The organism is Empedobacter stercoris, assembly GCF_025244765.1.
In the GTDB taxonomy this organism is placed as follows: domain Bacteria; phylum Bacteroidota; class Bacteroidia; order Flavobacteriales; family Weeksellaceae; genus Empedobacter; species Empedobacter stercoris.
In genome coordinates, this window is sequence record NZ_CP104209.1 from 1,463,473 (window position 1) to 1,483,257 (window position 19,785).

General features: G+C 33.3%; 33 protein-coding genes. 1 reads left to right on the forward strand and 32 read right to left on the reverse strand.

Features of this window, described 5'->3' with window-relative positions; translation table 11 throughout:
• Positions 1-11: 11 nt before the first annotated feature.
• Positions 12-254, reverse strand: coding sequence for a hypothetical protein (locus NZD85_RS06870; RefSeq protein ID WP_260544467.1), 243 nt, complete (start codon positions 252-254; stop codon positions 12-14).
• 249 nt (positions 255-503) lie between these two features.
• Here NZD85_RS06870 and NZD85_RS06875 point away from each other — a divergent pair, with 249 nt between their 5' ends.
• Positions 504-920: a hypothetical protein gene (locus tag NZD85_RS06875; protein WP_225541315.1), complete on the forward strand. Its 417-nt coding sequence runs from the start codon at positions 504-506 to the stop codon at positions 918-920.
• A 69-nt stretch (positions 921-989) separates the two neighbouring features.
• On the opposite strand, the gene NZD85_RS06880 is transcribed toward NZD85_RS06875, so the two are convergent.
• The 31 genes from NZD85_RS06880 to rplW all read right to left on the reverse strand — a co-directional run bounded on the left by NZD85_RS06880 (position 990) and on the right by rplW (position 19,777).
• Entirely contained in the window at positions 990-2,282 is a 1,293-nt protein-coding gene (locus NZD85_RS06880; protein ID WP_260544471.1) for a glycosyltransferase, read from the reverse strand.
• A 7-nt stretch (positions 2,283-2,289) separates the two neighbouring features.
• Positions 2,290-4,935: a YfhO family protein gene (locus NZD85_RS06885; RefSeq protein WP_260544473.1), complete on the reverse strand. Its 2,646-nt coding sequence runs from the start codon at positions 4,933-4,935 to the stop codon at positions 2,290-2,292.
• On the reverse strand, positions 4,925-5,182 hold the full coding sequence (locus NZD85_RS06890; RefSeq protein WP_171623158.1) for a hypothetical protein: 258 nt from the start codon (positions 5,180-5,182) through the stop codon (positions 4,925-4,927). The genes NZD85_RS06885 and NZD85_RS06890 overlap by 11 nt, the downstream gene beginning before the upstream one ends.
• A 1-nt stretch (position 5,183) precedes the next feature.
• Positions 5,184-6,251: a DUF6263 family protein gene (locus NZD85_RS06895; protein ID WP_260544474.1), complete on the reverse strand. Its 1,068-nt coding sequence runs from the start codon at positions 6,249-6,251 to the stop codon at positions 5,184-5,186.
• 164 nt (positions 6,252-6,415) lie between these two features.
• Entirely contained in the window at positions 6,416-7,063 is a 648-nt protein-coding gene (locus NZD85_RS06900; RefSeq protein ID WP_260544475.1) for a porin family protein, read from the reverse strand.
• 99 nt (positions 7,064-7,162) lie between these two features.
• Positions 7,163-7,636 carry a 50S ribosomal protein L17 gene (rplQ, locus tag NZD85_RS06905; protein WP_260544476.1) on the reverse strand — a complete coding sequence of 158 codons (474 nt, stop codon included), beginning with the start codon at positions 7,634-7,636 and terminating at the stop codon, positions 7,163-7,165.
• Between the two features lie 12 nt (positions 7,637-7,648).
• Positions 7,649-8,641, reverse strand: coding sequence for a DNA-directed RNA polymerase subunit alpha (locus NZD85_RS06910; RefSeq protein WP_171623155.1), 993 nt, complete (start codon positions 8,639-8,641; stop codon positions 7,649-7,651).
• Between the two features lie 22 nt (positions 8,642-8,663).
• Positions 8,664-9,266 carry a 30S ribosomal protein S4 gene (gene rpsD, locus NZD85_RS06915; protein WP_171623154.1) on the reverse strand — a complete coding sequence of 201 codons (603 nt, stop codon included), beginning with the start codon at positions 9,264-9,266 and terminating at the stop codon, positions 8,664-8,666.
• Positions 9,267-9,313: 47 nt separating this feature from the next.
• Entirely contained in the window at positions 9,314-9,703 is a 390-nt protein-coding gene (rpsK, locus tag NZD85_RS06920) for a 30S ribosomal protein S11 (protein WP_019974178.1), read from the reverse strand.
• 11 nt (positions 9,704-9,714) lie between these two features.
• Positions 9,715-10,092, reverse strand: coding sequence for a 30S ribosomal protein S13 (rpsM, locus tag NZD85_RS06925; RefSeq protein ID WP_038335547.1), 378 nt, complete (start codon positions 10,090-10,092; stop codon positions 9,715-9,717).
• A gap of 12 nt (positions 10,093-10,104) precedes the next feature.
• Entirely contained in the window at positions 10,105-10,221 is a 117-nt protein-coding gene (ykgO, locus tag NZD85_RS06930; protein ID WP_013598490.1) for a type B 50S ribosomal protein L36, read from the reverse strand.
• 75 nt (positions 10,222-10,296) lie between these two features.
• The gene (gene infA, locus NZD85_RS06935; RefSeq protein WP_171623153.1) at positions 10,297-10,512 is read right to left on the reverse strand and encodes a translation initiation factor IF-1; all 216 of its coding nucleotides are present in this window, start codon (positions 10,510-10,512) and stop codon (positions 10,297-10,299) included.
• 22 nt (positions 10,513-10,534) lie between these two features.
• Positions 10,535-11,905, reverse strand: coding sequence for a preprotein translocase subunit SecY (secY, locus tag NZD85_RS06940; protein ID WP_260544478.1), 1,371 nt, complete (start codon positions 11,903-11,905; stop codon positions 10,535-10,537).
• Positions 11,906-11,920: 15 nt separating this feature from the next.
• Positions 11,921-12,376, reverse strand: coding sequence for a 50S ribosomal protein L15 (gene rplO / locus NZD85_RS06945; RefSeq protein ID WP_171623151.1), 456 nt, complete (start codon positions 12,374-12,376; stop codon positions 11,921-11,923).
• A gap of 29 nt (positions 12,377-12,405) precedes the next feature.
• Positions 12,406-12,585: a 50S ribosomal protein L30 gene (gene rpmD / locus NZD85_RS06950; RefSeq protein WP_135835261.1), complete on the reverse strand. Its 180-nt coding sequence runs from the start codon at positions 12,583-12,585 to the stop codon at positions 12,406-12,408.
• An 11-nt stretch (positions 12,586-12,596) separates the two neighbouring features.
• Positions 12,597-13,118: a 30S ribosomal protein S5 gene (rpsE, locus tag NZD85_RS06955; protein WP_171623150.1), complete on the reverse strand. Its 522-nt coding sequence runs from the start codon at positions 13,116-13,118 to the stop codon at positions 12,597-12,599.
• Positions 13,119-13,134: 16 nt separating this feature from the next.
• Positions 13,135-13,488 carry a 50S ribosomal protein L18 gene (rplR, locus tag NZD85_RS06960; RefSeq protein WP_114999013.1) on the reverse strand — a complete coding sequence of 118 codons (354 nt, stop codon included), beginning with the start codon at positions 13,486-13,488 and terminating at the stop codon, positions 13,135-13,137.
• A 13-nt stretch (positions 13,489-13,501) separates the two neighbouring features.
• Complete coding sequence (rplF, locus tag NZD85_RS06965; protein WP_171623149.1) at positions 13,502-14,047, reverse strand: 50S ribosomal protein L6; 546 nt, start codon at positions 14,045-14,047, stop codon at positions 13,502-13,504.
• Positions 14,048-14,069: 22 nt separating this feature from the next.
• Positions 14,070-14,471, reverse strand: coding sequence for a 30S ribosomal protein S8 (gene rpsH / locus NZD85_RS06970; protein WP_135835489.1), 402 nt, complete (start codon positions 14,469-14,471; stop codon positions 14,070-14,072).
• 264 nt (positions 14,472-14,735) lie between these two features.
• Positions 14,736-15,005 (reverse strand): 30S ribosomal protein S14, encoded by a 270-nt coding sequence (gene rpsN / locus NZD85_RS06975; RefSeq protein ID WP_135835265.1) that lies wholly within the window; start codon positions 15,003-15,005, stop codon positions 14,736-14,738.
• Between the two features lie 6 nt (positions 15,006-15,011).
• Positions 15,012-15,575, reverse strand: a complete 564-nt coding sequence (gene rplE / locus NZD85_RS06980; protein WP_188319624.1) for a 50S ribosomal protein L5 — start codon at positions 15,573-15,575, stop codon at positions 15,012-15,014.
• A 2-nt stretch (positions 15,576-15,577) separates the two neighbouring features.
• Entirely contained in the window at positions 15,578-15,892 is a 315-nt protein-coding gene (gene rplX, locus NZD85_RS06985; RefSeq protein WP_171623147.1) for a 50S ribosomal protein L24, read from the reverse strand.
• Between the two features lie 9 nt (positions 15,893-15,901).
• On the reverse strand, positions 15,902-16,270 hold the full coding sequence (gene rplN / locus NZD85_RS06990; RefSeq protein WP_171623146.1) for a 50S ribosomal protein L14: 369 nt from the start codon (positions 16,268-16,270) through the stop codon (positions 15,902-15,904).
• 8 nt (positions 16,271-16,278) lie between these two features.
• Entirely contained in the window at positions 16,279-16,533 is a 255-nt protein-coding gene (gene rpsQ, locus NZD85_RS06995) for a 30S ribosomal protein S17 (RefSeq protein ID WP_171623145.1), read from the reverse strand.
• A gap of 16 nt (positions 16,534-16,549) precedes the next feature.
• Positions 16,550-16,738 carry a 50S ribosomal protein L29 gene (gene rpmC, locus NZD85_RS07000; RefSeq protein ID WP_038335494.1) on the reverse strand — a complete coding sequence of 63 codons (189 nt, stop codon included), beginning with the start codon at positions 16,736-16,738 and terminating at the stop codon, positions 16,550-16,552.
• Positions 16,739-16,760: 22 nt separating this feature from the next.
• Complete coding sequence (gene rplP / locus NZD85_RS07005) at positions 16,761-17,180, reverse strand: 50S ribosomal protein L16 (protein WP_171623144.1); 420 nt, start codon at positions 17,178-17,180, stop codon at positions 16,761-16,763.
• 36 nt (positions 17,181-17,216) lie between these two features.
• Complete coding sequence (gene rpsC, locus NZD85_RS07010; RefSeq protein WP_019974200.1) at positions 17,217-17,939, reverse strand: 30S ribosomal protein S3; 723 nt, start codon at positions 17,937-17,939, stop codon at positions 17,217-17,219.
• 5 nt (positions 17,940-17,944) lie between these two features.
• Positions 17,945-18,361: a 50S ribosomal protein L22 gene (gene rplV / locus NZD85_RS07015; RefSeq protein ID WP_171623143.1), complete on the reverse strand. Its 417-nt coding sequence runs from the start codon at positions 18,359-18,361 to the stop codon at positions 17,945-17,947.
• Positions 18,362-18,370: 9 nt separating this feature from the next.
• Positions 18,371-18,649 (reverse strand): 30S ribosomal protein S19, encoded by a 279-nt coding sequence (gene rpsS / locus NZD85_RS07020; protein WP_171623142.1) that lies wholly within the window; start codon positions 18,647-18,649, stop codon positions 18,371-18,373.
• A 3-nt stretch (positions 18,650-18,652) separates the two neighbouring features.
• Positions 18,653-19,477 (reverse strand): 50S ribosomal protein L2, encoded by an 825-nt coding sequence (gene rplB, locus NZD85_RS07025; protein WP_225541310.1) that lies wholly within the window; start codon positions 19,475-19,477, stop codon positions 18,653-18,655.
• 15 nt (positions 19,478-19,492) lie between these two features.
• Positions 19,493-19,777, reverse strand: a complete 285-nt coding sequence (gene rplW / locus NZD85_RS07030; RefSeq protein WP_171623140.1) for a 50S ribosomal protein L23 — start codon at positions 19,775-19,777, stop codon at positions 19,493-19,495.
• Positions 19,778-19,785 lie beyond the last annotated feature (8 nt).

Here is a 19,785-nt window from a genome sequence, read left to right on the forward strand (position 1 = left end):
TTAATATTTAATTAATCTTCAATTTCTGGTGCATCTTGCTCATTTTCTATATCTTCACAAGCTTTATCTCTAAAATTACTTAATTTATCAGGATCAAGTTCTCCTTGCCAACAATAAATAAGCGCAATTCCACAATCATTTTTAACTCCTGTACATTGCCTATTATTATATTCTTCATCTACAAACTCTACTTCATTTGCCATTGCAAACGTTCCGGTAAGTGCAAAAGCACTTGCTAATAACATTTTCTTCATTTTAATGTAATTTTTAGTTTTTAATTTTCAATTATAGTTTGCAACCTATAATTGTTGTCTTAACGTTAATTACATCAATAATAATAATAATAATAATAATAATAATAATAATAGAAAACAAATCATTGAGTAATTTAAGTGATTAAAAACGAATAATTTATATTAAATTCATTCCAATTATAGCGGATTATAAGGGATAGCACCTAATATTTTGATTATCTTTATATTAATTAAAACAATGAGGATTTTATGAAGAAGTTATTAATTCTATACACAATCATAATCTCTTCTATTTGTTCTGCACAAATAAAAGAGATTTCTGATTCTTATTCCAACTATATATTGGCAACTATATACCGAACAGATTACCTAAATTACCAAATTTATAACAGAAGTCTTTTTTTGAATATTTTTTCGATAAACGATTCTAAAGGAACTTCTACTGATTCTTTTAACGAAACTGACGAAGTTTTGCAAGCGCTAATAATATCTGTATCTCCAGACGGCGATTATTATACAACAAGTAAATTATATAAAATAGATGAACTAATTTTTCCGAAAATAGTAGAAATTAATGAAACTAAATATCCAGAATTTATTATTAAAATTGAAACAGGAATGAATAATAATAGAATTGTAAAAGAATATAAAATTAATTCGAATTGATAATAAATTATAAAACCATCTTTCATGATATACAAAAGATGGTTTTCTATTTTTTTAAATTTAACAACTTTACAAACTATTGACCACTTCAACTAATTTAGAAGTCAAGTTTTTACGATTGAATTGTTGAACTTCATTTTCGTTCGTTTCAAATTTTTGGTTTGGATTTTTTAACCATTGATTATAAATCGAGAGAATATAATTTTTCATTTCCGCCACTTGTTCGTGACTAAAATAATTTCCGGCTTTAGTTTTATGAAGTATTTTTTCGACATCTGCATCAGCAGGTCCAATCGCTAAAATTGGATTTCCAGTAGCCATATATTCGAATAATTTACCAGGAATTATTCCTTTCGAAGCAACATTATCAAAGTTTGTCAAAATTAAAATATTTGCTGAATTGATCGCGTTCAACGATTCTTGATGCGAAACATATCCGTGAACAATTAAATTAGTTTGTAAACCTTGTTTAACAATTGATTGTTTGACATCATCAGCTAAAGAACCATAAAAATTAAGTTTAAAATCTTCTCTGAAAGATTGATTTTCGTTACTAATTTCAGCTAAAGCTTTCCACAAAGCAACAGGATTTCGAAGCATTTCCAAACCTCCAGAATACGTCAAATGAAAATGATTATGCTCTTTCTCTATTTGCTGTTTTACTTCTTCAAAACCATTTGTAATCACTTCTACTCGCTTTGCTCCAATTTTTTTAAAGTTTTCACCATCTGCATAACTTGTTGCTAAAACAACGTCGGCTTTTTGCATCACTTCTCGCTCTAAATCTTCGTGTTTTTTAGCAGCCCAAGACGTTAATTTCAATTCTTTGTGATAACTAATTTGTGTCCAAGGATCTCTAAAATCTGCCAACCAGTTAAGATTTGGTAATTGTTTTTTTAATTTCAAACCGATCAAATGTAAACTATGAGGCGGACCAGAAGTTACAATGGTGTCAATATTTTCTTTTTGTAAAAAATCTTTTAAATATTCTGCAGAAGGATTCACCCAAAACTTACGCGCATCAGGAATAAAGAAATTTCCTCGCACAAAAACTGACAATTTCGACAAAAAAGATTGGTTTTCATTTTTCTCGAAATGTCCACCTTTATAAGCTTTATTTTTTGGATTCAGTTTTTCAGCCAACTGATAAGGTTCCCAAATTTTGTTTTTAACGATTTTAACTTTCGGATTAATGTCTTTCGCTAAAGTTTCGTCGAGAATTGGATAAGAAGGATTTTCTGGAATATATACATAGGTTTCATATCCAAATTCAGGAAGATATTTTGTGAATTTCAACCATCTTTGAACACCAGGACCTCCCGCAGGAGGCCAGTAATAGGTGATGATTAATATTTTTTTCATTCTAAAATTAAGCCTTTTGAGTGGCTAAGTTTACATTCTCTTTTGGTGAACATTTTTTATATCCCAAATAAACACCTCCCAACACAATGATTAGAAGTAAGATATTTGAAATTATCACAATCATATTTCCTGTAGAAATAACTTGTGGCTTAAATTCCATGACAATCGTATGATTTCCTTTCTGAACTGGTACTGCACGCAATACGTAATTCGCTTTTTCGATCGGAACTTCCTTTCCATCAACTGTTGCAGTCCATCCATGTGGATAATAAACTTCTGAAAAAACTGCAATTTGATCTGTATTAGAAGACGATTTGTAGGTAATTTTCATTGGTGAATAATCAACCAATTCAATTTTCGCGTTTGCATCAGCTGAAACATTTAGGTTTTTATTCTCAACCAAATCTTTACGTAAAATAACTGTATTATTAATTGGTGTAGAATTTATGGCTAAGATTTCGTCATTTGCATTATCTGTCCATTTGATGTTCGAAGCTAACCAAGCACTACCTAAAGCAGTTGGATTTTGTTGAACCTGCGGTTCTGTAGGACTTCCATGAATAATGTATTTCGTATTCATCATATTCAATACATTAATCAAACCTGTTTCATCTTTGATTCCGTATTTTTTTAATTGCGGATCTTGCGAAAAATAGATATCTACAACGTCTTGGTATTTCCCTAATTTAGCGGCATGATAACCACCAATTGAAGGAACAAAATATGAAGTTCCAGCTTCGTTAAACGTACTCAAAACCGTATTGTACACACGGAAATGTGATTGATCTTGTTTTGCTATATTCGACAATAAGTTATTCAACGGAACCTTGTAAGCTATTTGTGCAACATTATTGTTATTTTCTGCTTCGGTTTGTAAACGTGGTGACATTTCCGTTGGGAAAGGGTTGTCAACAATATATTTTGACACAAAATTATCTTCGTTCAAATATCTTTTGTTCACTGTAAATCCATCAATAAATGCCAAAGCACCTATCGTTAATATCACAACAATTGGTTTTTTGATCAACTTGAATAAATAAGCTAACAATAATCCCATTGTACACAACACAAAAATTAGTGTTCGTAACGTATCTGCTTTAAACATTGAAATTCTATCCTGAATTAATGCTTCATCTAAACGTTTCATTAAGCCATCCCATAGTCCAACTGCATTTGGATTAGCTTGTTGAATTTGTCCGATTAATTGCTCAGTCATGAACTTTTCATTCTCTGATGTAAATGGAAAAATCATTCCACCAAATAAGAAGAAAATAATCAAAATTCCGATTGTAGAACCACCAGCTATATAAAGTACTTTCTTTTTGAAGTCGTCAGATTCATCTGAATTAAAGAAATAATATAGCGTCAAAATTGCTAAGAAAGGCATTGTAAATTCGGCAATCACCAAGATGGAAGAAACTGCTCTGAATTTATCATACATTGGGAAATAATCGATGAATAAGTTGGTAACGAATGGTAAGTTTTTACCCCAAGCCAAAATGAAACTTAAAATCGTTGCACCTACTAACCATTTTTTATAGGTCGAGTATTTTCCACGAACCATAAAAACTCCGATAATAAATAAAAATACAACAACAGCTCCTTGATACGCTGGACCAGAGGTTCCTGGTTGATCTCCCCAATAAGCACTTCTTGGTTGACTTGCTACCGCTTGAAAAACTTGTTGATTAAACTCGTCTTCTCCTAAACTATATTGTGTATTTTGTAATTCGGATATATAATGTTGTAAATCCTCTGGATCAGTTTGTGAACCACCACCCATTAAATTTGGAATAAATAGATTTAATGTTTCTAATTTACCATAACTCCATTGTGTGATATAATCATGATCTAATCCGTTAGAATTCTTTTTCAACAACGTCATTTCAGATTTTCCACGCGTCGTCTCTTTACTGTATTCGTATGTCGATAATAATCGATTTGCATTTAATCCCGCAGCAATAATAACCGCTACAACAACCAATGCAGATGATTTGAAGAAATCGGGTAATTCTTTTCTCTTGAAACTGTCTACAAACTGAACAATTGCAAAAACTAACATCGCCAAAAACAAATAGTAGGTCATTTGAATATGGTTCGCTTGTAATTGCAAGCCCATAAATAGCGTCGTTAAAACAAAACCTGCGATATATTTTTTACGATACAACAAAAGAATACCAGCAACTAAAGGTGCAAAATAGCCTATTGTATGTAATTTCCCGTTATGTCCGGCTGCAATCAATTCGAAATAATACGAACCAAATGCAAAGAAAATTGCACCAACTAAAGCGTATTTCCACTTCTTAAAAACAGTTAAACCCAGAATAAAAAAACCAGTAAATACTAAGAAAATATAGTCTGCTGGACGTGGTAAAAATCTAAATAATCCATCAATCGTTTTGATTACATCAAAATTATATTTAGCACCTGTTTGATAGGTTGGCATACCACCAAACATAGCGTCAGACCAATAGACATTCTCACCCGTTTTTTCTTGGTAAGTCAACATTTCTTGCGCACTACCTTTGTAATTGATAATATCGGGTTGAATAACAGATTTTCCCGATAAAACTGGCGCACAATACACCAATGCAATCACCACAAAAAGTAGCAATGAGATAAGAATGTAGAGTAAATTCTTTTTATTTTTCATGCTTTTTTTCCTCGATTATTTCGTAATCTACCGTTTCGGCGTCTATATTGTATTTCGGCTTATCGAAAGACGTATTTTGTTTCGATTCGTTGTACGAATCATTCGAATTTTGACTTTGATTATAAGCATTTCTTTGCTGATTAATGGCTTCTTGAAAAACTTTTTTAACAGCAAATACTTTTCTTAAAAATCTAAAAATGAATAAGAAAATAATACTTAAAATTAAAATCCAAAGAATTGTTTTCATTTTAGTTGACTGTTGTGACAGTAGTAACCGATTCCGTCATTGTTTGTTTTTGACCTTGTGCTTCTACTGTACGTTTTAATGTTTCCTTTTTCGTTAAATTAACTTTGTTGATCCAACCAGATTTAGTGTCCAACAAAATTTTCCCATCGACATTCGCACTACTATTCGCTAACATTGTAACACCTTCTTGTGACTCATTACCTTTCAAACTCTGTGTTCCATTCACCGTAATTGTCGTATTTGTAGGTTCTACACTTGCTAAAGTTCTTTTCATCGAAATATTTCCTTTCATTGGACCTTGATCAATTTTTTGGCTATCACTCCAAGATTCTTTTAAAGCCAATGTTTTATTCGGAAAAATATTCATCGTTTCCTCAAATTGAGATGAAATCGCTTCTTTGTTTAATGAATTATTGATGACTTGCGTAAAGAATTTAAATTCTTCTGCATTTACTTGCGATTTTACAGAATTAAGAATTGACGTTTTGATAGATTCTAATCCATCAACACTTACAACTTTTCCTTTCTCATCAACTTTCATTGTATACGTTTTTCCCGTCATCGCTTTATAGATTGACCAAGAAACGGCAATATCTTTATTTGCAGGTTTTGCAGCATTTGTATCATACGAAATTGATTTTCCAGATGGATCAGTCATTTTTTCGCTATACTGTTTTGATTTTACTTCTAATGTATATACACCATTTTTAAAATCTTTTACGGTATAATCAATCTGTTTTTTACTTTCGCTTGACATTTTCTGAGATTGCTTCCCGTCAGTAGCTGAATGTGTTGTTTTAATACCTAATGTCATCGGATACGTTTTTCCGATCTCTAAATTATATTTGTATGCATATTTGTCATCAGCACCTTTTGCTATAGCTACAACTTCTGCAACTACAGGTGATTCGACTACTAAAGAATCTGTTGTTTCTGCTTTGGTAACAGTATCACCTTTTTCATTTACAATTAATTCTTTACCATCTTTATCTTTACCTACGACTTTATCCTCTTTTTTGCATGAAACTACTGTCATTGCGACAGCCATCATGAATAGTAATTTTTTCATATCAAATTTATATGTGATAATTGGTTTATTGCCAAAATCAATCCAAAAATAAGGATTTTAGTTGATTTTTTAACACTAAGATTCTAAAACTATCATACATAAATATTTACAGTATTTTCTATTTAAAAACAAAAAAGCCATTCAACTGAATGACTTTTCTTTATTTAATTAAATGGTACTGCAACTGACAAACTAAAATAGTTGTTTCGTGATTTTAAATCATCAGCTTTGTTGAAATTTGTAATTCCGTACGTATAACGTACATTAATAGAAGCACCAAACTTAAAATCATAACCAATTCCACCTACAATAGAGAAATCTAAATCTTTAAAATCATCTGTATCATTTTTCAAATCTATATTATCAGAAATTGTTTCTATAATTCCTTGGTTATTTCTGATATCAATTTGACGTGTATATTTTCCTAAATAAAAATAAGAAAGTTTAGGACCAACTTCGAACGTCATTCCGTTTTCTATTTTATACTTTGCAAGAACTGGTAAAGTTATATAATCTGTTTTAAATTTACCTTCCGATTCATAAGTTAAACCATCAAGATGAATAGTCTCTTTGGTTTTGAAACCTTGAGAAGAATATAAAAGTTCTGGTTGAATAGCAACTGATTTATTAACTGGTATATTAAAATATACTCCAACTGTAGGACCAAATTTGAATTTGGAATCTATTAAATCATTATCGTCCGAAAAATTAACATTCGACAAATTAGCTCCTAATCGCATTCCTAATGTAGTCTGTGCTTGAGAAATAGTAATAAAACTTAAAAAAGTTAATAAAGTATAGATTTGTTTCATACAATAATATTTTAAAGTAAAAATATACTTATTTTTTTAATCTTCCATATAAAAAAAGCCTCCCAATTTGGGAGGCTTTTCATATTATAATCGAATAGATTATGCTTCTTCTGTACTTTCAGTTTCAGCAGCTGGAGCAGCTTCTTCTGTTTTCGTACTTTTTCTACTACGACGTGTAGTTGCTTTCTTTTCAACTTTCGTGTTAGTGTAGATATCATTGAAATCTACTAACTCGATCATTGCTGTATCAGCACCATCACCTAAACGGAAACCAGTTTTGATGATACGAGTGTATCCTCCTGGGCGATTAGCAATTTTAGGAGCTACAGTTCTGAATAATTCAGATACAGCTTCTTTATCTTGTAAGTATGAAAATACAACGCGACGGTTGTTCGTATCGTCTGTTTTAGACTTTGTCAATAAAGGCTCAACATATGTTTGTAATGCTTTCGCCTTTGCTACTGTTGTGTTGATTCTCTTGTGAGTAATCAACGCTATAGCTAGATTAGATAATAAAGCTCTTCTATGAGAGGCAGTTCTACCTAAATGGTTAAATTTTTTTCCGTGTCTCATTTTTTAATAAAATTATTCTACGTCTAACTTATATTTTACGATGTCCATTCCAAAGTTAAGACCTTTGCTGTCCACCAATTCTTCTAACTCTGTAAGAGATTTCTTACCAAAGTTTCTGAATTTCATTAAGTCAGACTTAGCGAAAGAAACTAATTCGCCTAATGTTTCAACTTCAGCTGCTTTTAAACAATTTAATGCTCTTACTGATAAATCCATATCTACCAATTTTGTTTTCAATAATTGGCGCATATGTAACGCTTCTTCATCGTAAGTTTCACCAGATGCAACTTCTTCCGCTTCTAATGTAATTCTCTCATCTGAGAACAACATAAAGTGGTGAATTAAGATTTTAGCTGCTTCAGTTAAAGCATCTTGAGGTGTTATAGATCCATCTGTAGTAATTTCGAAAACTAATTTTTCGTAATCTGTTTTTTGTTCTACACGATAGTTTTCAATTGCGTATTTTACATTCTTAATAGGAGTGTAAATAGAATCAATTGCTATAGTCCCGATTGGCGCAGAAGCCTTTTTATTCTCATCAGCTGGTACGTATCCTCTACCTTTTTCGATTGTAAATGTAATAGTTACATTAACTTTAGCGTCTAAGTTAGCGATTACTAATTCAGGGTTTAAAACTTGGAATCCAGAAATAAATTTCCCTAAATCACCTGCTGTTAATTGATCTTGCCCTGAGATAGTAGCAGTTACAGTTTCAGCATCTGATTCATCAATTTGTTTCTTAAAACGAACCTTTTTCAGATTTAAAATGATCTCTGTAACATCTTCCACTACTCCTGGAATAGTTGAAAATTCGTGCTCAACACCTTCAATTTTGATCGAAGTGATGGCATATCCTTCCAAAGAAGAAAGTAAAACTCTACGTAGAGCATTTCCAACTGTAATCCCGTATCCTGGCTCTAATGGACGGAACTCAAATTGTCCGAATTGCGAGTCAGACTCTACTAAGATTACTTTGTCAGGTTTGATGAAATTTAAAATAGTCATTTTATTAGTCTGATTTTAAGGTTTATTTAGAATATAACTCGACGATTAATTGCTCTTTGATATCTTCTGGGATTTGAACTCTTTCTGGAGCTTTTGTAAAAGTACCAGCTTTTTGCTCATCATTCCAAACTAACCAATCGTACTCGCTACGTGCGTGTAAAGAGTTTGTGATTGCAGTTAAAGATTTAGATTTTTCTCTAACAGCGATAACGTCACCAGCTTTCAATTGATAAGATGGGATGTTCACGATTTCTCCGTTTACAGTTACGTGTTTGTGCGATACTAATTGACGTGCAGCACTACGTGAGTTTGCAATACCTAAACGGTATACTACGTTGTCTAAACGAGATTCACATAATTGTAATAATACTTCACCTGTAATTCCTTTAGAAGCATTTGCTTTTTTGTATAAGTTAGCAAATTGTTTCTCTAAGATACCGTAAGTATATTTCGCTTTTTGTTTTTCAGTTAACTGAATAGCGTATTCTGATTTTTTAGCTCTTCTTTTGTTAGGTCCGTGTTGCCCTGGAGGATATTTCTTTTTCTCAAAAGATTTATCGTCTCCGAAAATTGGTGCTCCAAATTTTCTTGCAATTTTAGTTTTTGGTCCTGTATATCTTGCCATGATTTGTTACTATTAAATATATTAAATAATTAAATTGAGAAAAATGATTAAACTCTTCTCTTTTTAGGTGGACGACATCCATTATGTGGTAATGGAGTAACATCAACGATTTCAGAAACCTCGATACCACCGTTATGAATTGTTCTAATAGCAGATTCACGACCTTGACCTGGTCCTTTCACGAATACTTTAACTCTTCTTAATCCTGCTTCGTATGCAACTGTTGTTGCATCTTGAGCAGCTACTTGAGCAGCGTAAGGCGTGTTCTTTTTAGATCCACGGAATCCCATTTTACCTGCTGAAGACCAAGAGATAACTTCACCGTTTTTGTTCGTTAATGTAACGATAACGTTGTTAAACGATGCTTGAATATGAGCTTGTCCAGTAGCTTCAATAACTACTTTTCTTTTCTTTACTACTTTCTGATTTTTTGCCATGATCCTATTTATTATTTAGTGGCTTTTTTCTTGTTAGCAACTGTTTTCTTTTTACCTTTTCTTGTACGTGAGTTATTTTTTGTTCTTTGACCACGTAATGGTAAACCTAATCTGTGACGAATACCTCTCTGACATCCGATATCCATTAAACGTTTGATGTTTAATTGGATTTCTGATCTTAATTCACCTTCAACTTTGAAAGTTTCATTGATCGATGCACGGATTGCGTTGATTTCTTCATCAGTCCATTCGCTAACTTTAGTATCTTCTGAGATATTGTTCTCAGCTAAGATTTTAGAAGCACTGCTTCTTCCGATCCCGTAAATGTATGTAAGTCCGATTACCCCTCTTTTATTTTTAGGTAAATCTACACCTGAAATTCTTGCCATAATTCTAAATAATTAACCTTGTCTTTGTTTAAACTTAGGATTCTTTTTGTTGATCACATACAAACGTCCTTTACGACGCACAATTTTACAGTCAGCACTTCTCTTTTTAATGGATGCTCTAATTTTCATCTTTGTAAATTTATTTATAATCCGATAGAGTTAACGTATTTACATTAACTCTATCACCAGTCGTTATTATTTCTTTTAGTATCTATAAGATATTCTACCTTTTGATAAATCGTAAGGAGACATCTCTATTTTAACTCTATCACCTGGTAATAATTTGATATAGTGCATTCGCATTTTACCAGATATGTTACATGTTACAACATGCCCATTTTCTAATTCGACACGAAACATTGCATTAGATAATGCTTCTGTAATCGTACCGTCTTGTTCAATATGTTTTTGTTTAGCCATAAATCTTTTTAATAAAATCTTATTAGATATCTCTTGAAGTTCTACCTGAAGACATTAAACCATCGTAACGGTGATTTAATAAATATGTATTAATTTGTTGTACAGTATCTAAGATAACTCCCACCATAATTAACATTGATGTACCTCCAAAGAACATTGCTAAGCTCTGTTCTACACCTAATAATTTTACAATCGCTGGCAAAACAGCAAGCAAAGTTAGTAAAATTGCTCCAGGTAACGTAATTTTTGATAAAATTTCGTCTAAATAATTTGCAGTTTCTTTTCCAGGACGTATTCCAGGGATAATTCCTCCGTTACGTTTTAGATCTTCAGCCATTTGGTTTACTGGGATTGTAATCGCAGTATAGAAATATGTGAAGATAATAATTAGTAATCCGAAGATCAGATTGTATTCCCATGTAAATGGATCAGCCATTTTTGCAAAAAATGCTTTCACGGCACTTCCTTCGTCTAAGAAATAACTTGCTAATGTTCCTGGTAAAAACATAATTGCTTGCGCAAAAATAATAGGCATTACACCTGCCGCATTTACTTTTAGAGGAATATAAGAACGTACAGAATCTGTAACAGATCTCATATAAGAACTACTAGAAGTTTGCGCTCTTCTTACATATTGCACAGGTACTTTACGCACAGCTGCTACAATCATAATACACATTGCAATAACTAGGATTAACCCTACCATTTCTATCAAGAAGAAAATACCATTTGAATCGTCAACTTCAAATGCATTGAAAACTGCTTTAGGTAAATCGGCTAAGATACCAATCATAATTAAGATTGAAATACCGTTACCTATACCTTTGTCTGTAATTTTTTCTCCCATCCACATGGCAAAGACTGTCCCCGTAATCAAAATGATTGTTGAAGGAAACCAGAACCAAAAGTTTGTTGGAGGAATAACATAAATAGCGTATGACGAAGCTGGATCGTAAGGTAAAATCTGAGAAGTAATTAACGTTAAATATGCTGGTGCTTGTACCAAACATATACCTATCGTTAACCACCTTGTAATTTGATTTACTTTATTTCTTCCACTTTCTCCTTCTTTTTGTAGTTTTTGGATGTAAGGTACTGCTAATCCCATCAATTGTACAACAATTGAAGCAGAGATATAAGGCATAATCCCTAACGCAAATACGGAAGCTCTACTAAAAGAACCTCCGGTAAAAGAGTTTAATAATCCTAAAATTCCTGAATTTGCATTTGTTTGGTCTGCAACAAAACGATTAACCTCGTTAATATCGACACCTGGAAGTGGAATATGAGAACCGAATCTATAAACCAACAATAGAAGGATAGTTACAAGTAACTTATCCTTCAATTCTTTTATGCTCCAGATATTTTTTATGGTCTGTATAAACCCTTTCATCTATAAAATATATTCTTAAGCGTTAACTAATTCTACTTTACCTCCTGCTTTCTCAATAGCTTCTTGAGCTGATTGAGAGAATTTATCAGCAGTTACATTAACAGCAGCTTTTAACTCTCCACGACCTAAAATTTTCACTAAGTCATTTTTGTGAGCTAAACCTAATTCTACTAATGTTTCTTTGTTTAAAGTATCTGTAATTTTATTGTTGTCAACTAATTGTTGAATTGTGTCTAAATTGATTCCAGTGTACTCAACACGGTTGATGTTTGTGAAACCAAATTTAGGTAAACGTCTTTGTAAAGGCATTTGTCCTCCCTCGAAACCGATTTTTCTTGAATAACCAGAACGAGATTTAGCACCTTTGTGTCCACGACCTGCAGTCAAACCGTTTCCACTACCTTCACCTCTACCTTTACGGAATTTATTTTGTACTGAACCAGCAGCTGGTTTTAAATTACTTAAATTCATTTTTAATAATTTTTAAAAGGTTAAAGCGATTAAGCTCTTTCTACTACTACTAAGTGTGAGATTTTACGAATCATTCCTTCGATTTGAGGAGTTGATTCGTGCTCTACTACTTGATTCAACTTTCTTAAACCTAAAGCAACTAATGTAGCTTTTTGAGATTTATCACGGTTGATTGCACTACGTGTTTGTTTTACTCTTACTTTGCTCATTTTACTTTTTTTTATCCGTTGAACACTTTAGTTACAGAAATACCTCTTTGACGTGCAATAGTTTCTACAGAACGTAAGCTTAATAAAGCGCTGAATGTAGCTTTTACTGCATTGTGAGGGTTAGAAGAACCTTTTGATTTTGATAATACATCATGTACACCAACTGATTCTAATACCGCACGTACTGTACCACCTGCAATTACTCCTGTACCTTTTGCTGCTGGACGGATGAACACTTGTGCACCACCGAAACGAGCTTCTTGAGCGTGAGGAATTGTATTGTTAAATAATGGGATACGTACTAAGTTTTTCTTAGCATCTTCGATAGCTTTAGCGATTGCAGATGCTACGTCTTTAGATTTCCCTAATCCGTAACCTACTACTCCGTTTCCGTCACCTACTACTACGATTGCAGAGAAACCAAATGCTCTACCTCCTTTTGTTACTTTAGTAACACGTTGTACTCCAACTAAACGATCTTTTAAATCTAAACCTGTTGGTTTTACTCTTTCTACGTTTTTAAATCCTAACATAATTTCTTTCTCTTTTTTAGAATTTTAATCCACCTTCTCTAGCACCGTCTGCTAAAGCTTTGATTCTACCATGATACACGAAACCGTTACGATCAAAAACGACAGTTTCAATTCCTTTTGCGATAGCTTTTGCAGCTAAAGCTTTACCAACTGATACAGAAACTTCAGATTTTGTACCTTCTACAGCAACACCTTTTTCACGAGATGATGCAGAAGCTAAAGTTACTCCATTGTTATCGTCAATAATTTGAGCGTAAATTTCTTTGTTAGAACGGTAAACTGACAAACGAGGTTTAGTTTCTGTTCCAAAAATATTTCGACGCACGCGTCTTTTTATTTTTTGTCTTTTTTCTACTTTAGATAATGCCATTTTTCAATGATTTTTATGCAGATTTACCTGCTTTTCTTCTAATAATTTCTCCTACGAACTTAATTCCTTTTCCTTTGTAAGGCTCTGGCTTACGGTAAGAACGGATTTTAGCTACAACCATTCCTAATAATTGATTATCATGTGATGATAATGTAATAATAGGGCTTTTACCTTTCTCTGTTAAAGTTTCAACTTTAACTTCTGTTGGTAATTCGATAATGATGTTGTGAGAGAAACCTAATGACAAATCTAATTTTTGTCCTTGGTTAGAAGCTCTATACCCAACCCCAACTAATTCTAATTGTTTTTTGAAACCTTCAGTAACACCGATAATCATGTTATTGATTAATGCACGGTACAAACCATGTAAAGCTTTGTTATCTTTAGAATCATTTGGACGAACTACAGTTAAAACTCCGTCTTCGATAGTTACATCAAATCCTTCGTTTAACTCTCTTGTCATTGTAATGTTGTTACCTTTAACCGTAACTACGTTATCTTTAAATTCAACAGTCGCTGCTGCAGGGATGTTGATATGTGCGTGTCCTATTCTTGACATAATTTCTTAATTTTTTAAAAGATTAATAAACAAAACATAAAACTTCACCACCTACATTCTCTTGACGAGCTTGTTTATCTGTCATAACTCCTTTAGAAGTTGAAATAATAGCAACACCTAATCCGTTTAAAACACGAGGTAATTCTTTAGATCCTGCGTATTGACGTAAACCTGGAGTAGATGCTCTTTTTATTTTACGGATAGCTGGCTCTTTAGTTACTTTGTCGTACTTTAAAGCGATTTTTATTGTTCCTTGAGGTTTGTCTTGTCCTTCGAATTTGTAGTTCAAGATGTAACCTTGTTCAAATAAGATCTTAGTGATCTCTTTTTTAATTTTAGATGCAGGGATTTCCACTACTTTGTGTCCTGCCATCATTGCATTTCTAACGCGTGTTAGAAAATCTGAAATTGGGTCTGTATACATAATATAATTCTATAGTATAGCGCTGATGCACTACTTTTAAAATTAAAGTTTCACCAAAATGCACTATGCATTTGGGTTGCAAATATATTGCATATTTTTTAATTACAAACTATTTATCTCAATAATTTATTTTTAATCCATTAAGGCATAAGCGAAACCTTGTTATAGTGTTATTAAAAATATTTCTTATAAAGAAATTGATTAAAAAAAAATCCTTACTCAATAAAAGAGTAAGGATTTAATATTTCTAAAGCGTTTGGTAGATTACCAAGATGCTTTTTTAACACCTGGGATTAACCCTTCGTTTGCCATTTCACGGAATGTAACACGAGAGATCCCGAAAGTTCTCATGTATCCTTTTGGACGACCTGTTAATTTACAACGGTTGTGTAAACGTACAGGAGAAGCGTTTTTAGGTAATTTTTGTAATGCTTCATAGTCACCAGCTTCTAATAAAGCTTGACGTTTCGCAGCATACTTAGCAACTAATGCTTGTCTTTTGCGCTCACGCGCTTTCATTGATTCTTTAGCCATGACTTCTTATTTTTCTTTTGTAAATGGTAATCCGAATTTAGCTAATAAAGCTTTCGCTTCTTTATCTGTATTCGCTGAAGTTACAAAGGTAATATCTAAACCTTGAATTTTCTTGATTTTATCAATATTAATTTCTGGGAAGATAATTTGCTCTTTGATACCTAAGTTATAGTTACCTCTACCGTCGAAACCTGTAGAAGAAATACCGTTAAAATCACGTACACGAGGTAAAGCTGCAGATACTAAACGATCTAAGAATTCGTACATTTTCTCACCACGTAAAGTTACACGAGCACCAATTGGCATTCCTTTACGTAATTTGAAAGCTGCTTCGTCTTTCTTAGAAATTGTTCCTACTGCTTTTTGACCTGTGATTAATTCTAACTCTTCGATAGCGTAATCAACGATTTTTTTGTCAGCTGTAGCAGCACCTAAACCTTGAGATAATACAATTTTCTCTAATTTAGGAACTTGCATAATAGATTTGTACCCGAACTCTTCTTTAAGAGCAGCTACAATCTCTTCTTTATATTTAACCTGCGGACGAGGTGTGTATGTTGTTGTACTCATTCTTAAATAGCTTTACCAGATTTTTTAGCAATTCTTACTTTTTTACCTCCTTCTTCTTTTATTGCTACTTTCGTCGCTTTTCCAGTTTCAGGATCTACTAAAGCCAATTTACATAAATAGATTTGAGCTTCTTTTTCAACAACTCCACCTTGTGGATTTTGTGCGCTTGGCTTTACACGTTTTTTTGCAATATTAACCCCTTCAACGATAGCTTTAGCTTTGTCAGGGAATACGCGTAACACAGTACCAGTTTGTCCTTTTGAAGAACCTGATAATACGACTACTTTGTCTCCTTTTTTAATTTTTAACTTTGCCATGTTGTTCTATTATAATACCTCTGGGGCTAATGATACAATTTTCATATATTCTTTATCACGTAACTCACGAGCAACTGGACCGAATACACGAGTTCCACGCATTTCTCCTTGAGTGTTCAATAATACACATGCATTATCGTCGAAACGGATATATGAACCGTCTTTTCTACGAACTTCTTTTTTAGTTCTAACTACAACAGCTTTTGATACAGCACCTTTTTTAACGTTTCCTGCAGGTGTAGCTTCCTTGATTGCAACTACGATTTTGTCACCTACTGATGCGTATCTTTTTTTAGTACCACCTAAAACGCGGATTACTAATGCTTCACGAGCTCCTGTGTTATCTGCAACTTTTAATCTAGATTCTTGTTGTAACATAACTTATATTATTTAGCTCTTTCAATGATTTCTACTAATCTCCATCTTTTGTTTTTAGACAAAGGACGAGTTTCCATGATACGCACTGTGTCACCTTCGTTACATTCGTTAGATTCGTCGTGCGCTGTATATTTCTTCGTTTTTAAAACGAATTTCCCATAAAATGGGTGCTTTTGTTTCTTCGTTTCAGCTACAACAATGGTTTTTTCCATTTTGTTAGATGTAACTAAACCTACTCTTTCTTTTCTTAATTTTCTTTCCATCAGTTACAGATTACTGTTATGATTGTTTTTCGTTTAACACGGTATTCAAACGAGCAATTGTTCTGCGTAAGTCTCTAATACCGATTGGATTTGCTACAGGAGAAACAGCGTTCGTCAATTTTAATTGATCGTAGTTCGCTTGTTCTTCAGCTATTTTAGCTTGTAACTCCTCTACACTTAGATTTCTAATATCTGCTGCTTTCATTTTTTCTTAATTTTTGAAATTATTAATTTTGGAAATCACGTGCAACGATAAACTTAGTCTTAACAGGTAACTTCTGAGCTGCTAAACGCAATGCTTCAGATGCAACCTCTACTGGCACACCTCCTACTTCGAATAAGATACGACCTGGTTGTACAGGAGCTACCCAATATTCTGGTGCACCTTTACCTTTCCCCATACGTACCTCTGCTGGTTTCTTAGTAATTGGTTTATCTGGAAATATTTTAATCCATAATTGACCCTCTCTCTTCATGAAACGAGTTGCAGCAATACGAGCTGCCTCGATTTGACGTGCTGTAATAAACGCTTCGTCTAAAGATTTGATCCCGAAAGTCCCGTAAGCTAATTGAGTTCCTCTGTGAGAAACACCTTTCATCTTACCTTTTTGGGTTTTTCTAAACTTTACTCTTCTCGGTGATAACATATCTACTTAATTCTTTATGTTAGTTGTTAAACTAAATTATCGCTTTCTATTATTAGATCTCTCACCTCCTTTTCTGTTGTTATCAGATTTTTTTTGTTTTTTCTGTAAACCAACTAATGGAGATAATTCTCTCTTACCATATACTTCACCTTTCATGATCCATACTTTGATCCCTAAACGACCGTAAGTTGTATGAGCTTCTGAAATGTGGTAATCAATGTCTGCACGGAATGTAGACAAAGGAATACGTCCGTCTTTATAAGTTTCAGAACGTGCCATCTCTGCACCGTTTAAACGACCAGAGATTTGAACTTTAATTCCTTCAGCGTTCATTCTCATTGCAGATTGAATAGCCATTTTGATTGCACGACGGTAAGAAATACGATTCTCAATTTGACGAGCGATACTATCACCTACTAAGATTGCATCTAATTCTGGTCTCTTAATTTCGAAGATGTTAATTTGAACCTCTTTACCAGTGATTTTCTTTAACTCTTCTTTTAATTTGTCAACTTCTTGTCCACCTTTACCAATGATGATACCTGGACGAGCAGTAGTTACTGTAACTGTAACTAATTTTAAAGTACGATCGATATAAATACGAGAAACACCGGCTTTAGATAAACGCGCTCTTAAATAAGTACGAATTTTTGCATCTTCTGCAATTTTATCACCGTAATCATTTCCACCGTACCAGTTAGAATCCCATCCTCTGATGATTCCTAAACGATTTCCGATTGGATTAGTTTTTTGTCCCATATCTATTAATCTTGTACTTTTTGTTTATCTTCTTTAGTTCCTAAAACCAAAGTCACATGGTTTGAACGTTTTCTGATTCTATGTGCTCTACCTTGAGGAGCAGTACGAATTCTTTTTAATTGACGTGCACTGTCAACAGAGATTTCTTTTACATATAATCCAGCTTCTTCTACATCAGCTCCTTCGTTTTTGATTTGCCAGTTAGCGATAGCGCTTAATAACAATTTTTCTAAACGGATTGAAGCGTGGTTTTTAGTATATTTTAAAATACCTAAAGCTTTTTGAATTTCAACTCCACGGATAATATCTACTACTAATCTCATCTTACGAGGAGAAGTAGGAACATTATTTAATTTCGCAAAAGCCAACTGCTTGTTAGCTTCTTTGATTTTTTCGTTACTTAATCTTTTTCTAGATCCCATGGCCTTCTACTATTTTTTTCCTTTGTTTTTAGCTCCGGCATGACCTCTAAAAGTACGTGTAGGAGCGAACTCACCTAATTTATGACCTACCATATTCTCAGTTACATAAACTGGGATAAATTGTTTCCCGTTGTGTACTGCGATAGTTTGACCAACAAAATCAGGAGAAATCATAGATGCTCTTGACCATGTTTTGATCACGTTTTTGCTACCCGCTTCTACGTTAGCTAAAACTTTCTTTTCTAATTTATAGTGGATGAATGGTCCTTTTTTTAATGAACGTGCCATAAATTATTTTTTTCTTCTTTCAACAATATATTTGTTAGACGCTTTCTTTTTGTCACGAGTTTTGTAACCTTTAGCTGGAATACCGTTACGAGAACGAGGGATACCTCCTGTCGCACGACCTTCACCACCACCCATTGGGTGATCAACTGGGTTCATAACCATTGCACGAGTTCTTGGACGACGACCTTGCCATCTTGAACGTCCTGCTTTACCAGAAACTTCTAACTGATGATCTGTGTTAGAAACAACACCTACTGTTGCTTTACACTCCACTAAAATCATTCTTGATTCACCACTTGGTAACTTAACGATAGCATATTTACCATCACGCGCAACTAATTGAGCATAAGTACCTGCACTTCTTGCCATAACCGCTCCTTGCCCTGGACGTAACTCAATACAAGAGATTACTGTACCTAATGGAATGTTTTTAAGCTTCATAGCATTACCTACTTCTGGTTCTACGTTATCTCCTGAAACAATTACTTGTCCAGCTTTCAAACCATTTTGAGCAATAATGTAACGTTTTTCACCATCTTCGTAAGATAATAAAGCGATGAATGCAGTTCTGTTTGGATCGTATTGTACAGATTCTACAGTTGCAGCACCTTCTTTATCACGTTTGAAGTCGATGATACGATATTTTTGTTTGTGTCCACCACCGATATAACGCATTGTCATTTTACCAGTGTTGTTACGTCCACCCGATTTAGATTTTCCTTCAACTAATGTCTTTTCTGGCTTAGCACCTTTGTCTACTGCCGCAAATTCATTAACCACTCTAAAACGTTGTCCCGGGGTGATAGGTTTTAATTTTCTTACTGACATTTTTTAATTCTTAAATTATCCGAACAACTCTATTTCTTGACCTTCAGCTAAGCTAACGATCGCTTTTTTCAACTTATTTGTTTTTCCAGTTTGAAAACCTGTTTTTGTGTAACGAGTTTTCACTTTTGGAGCAGAAACTAAAGTACTAACAGAAACCACAGATACACCGTACGTTTTTTCTACAGCATCTTTGATTTGAATTTTGTTAGCTTTTGTGTCTACATAAAACGAATATTGCCCTAATAACTCACTGTTATTTGTAGCTTTTTCTGAAATTACTGGTTTAATTATGATTCCCATTTTCTTCG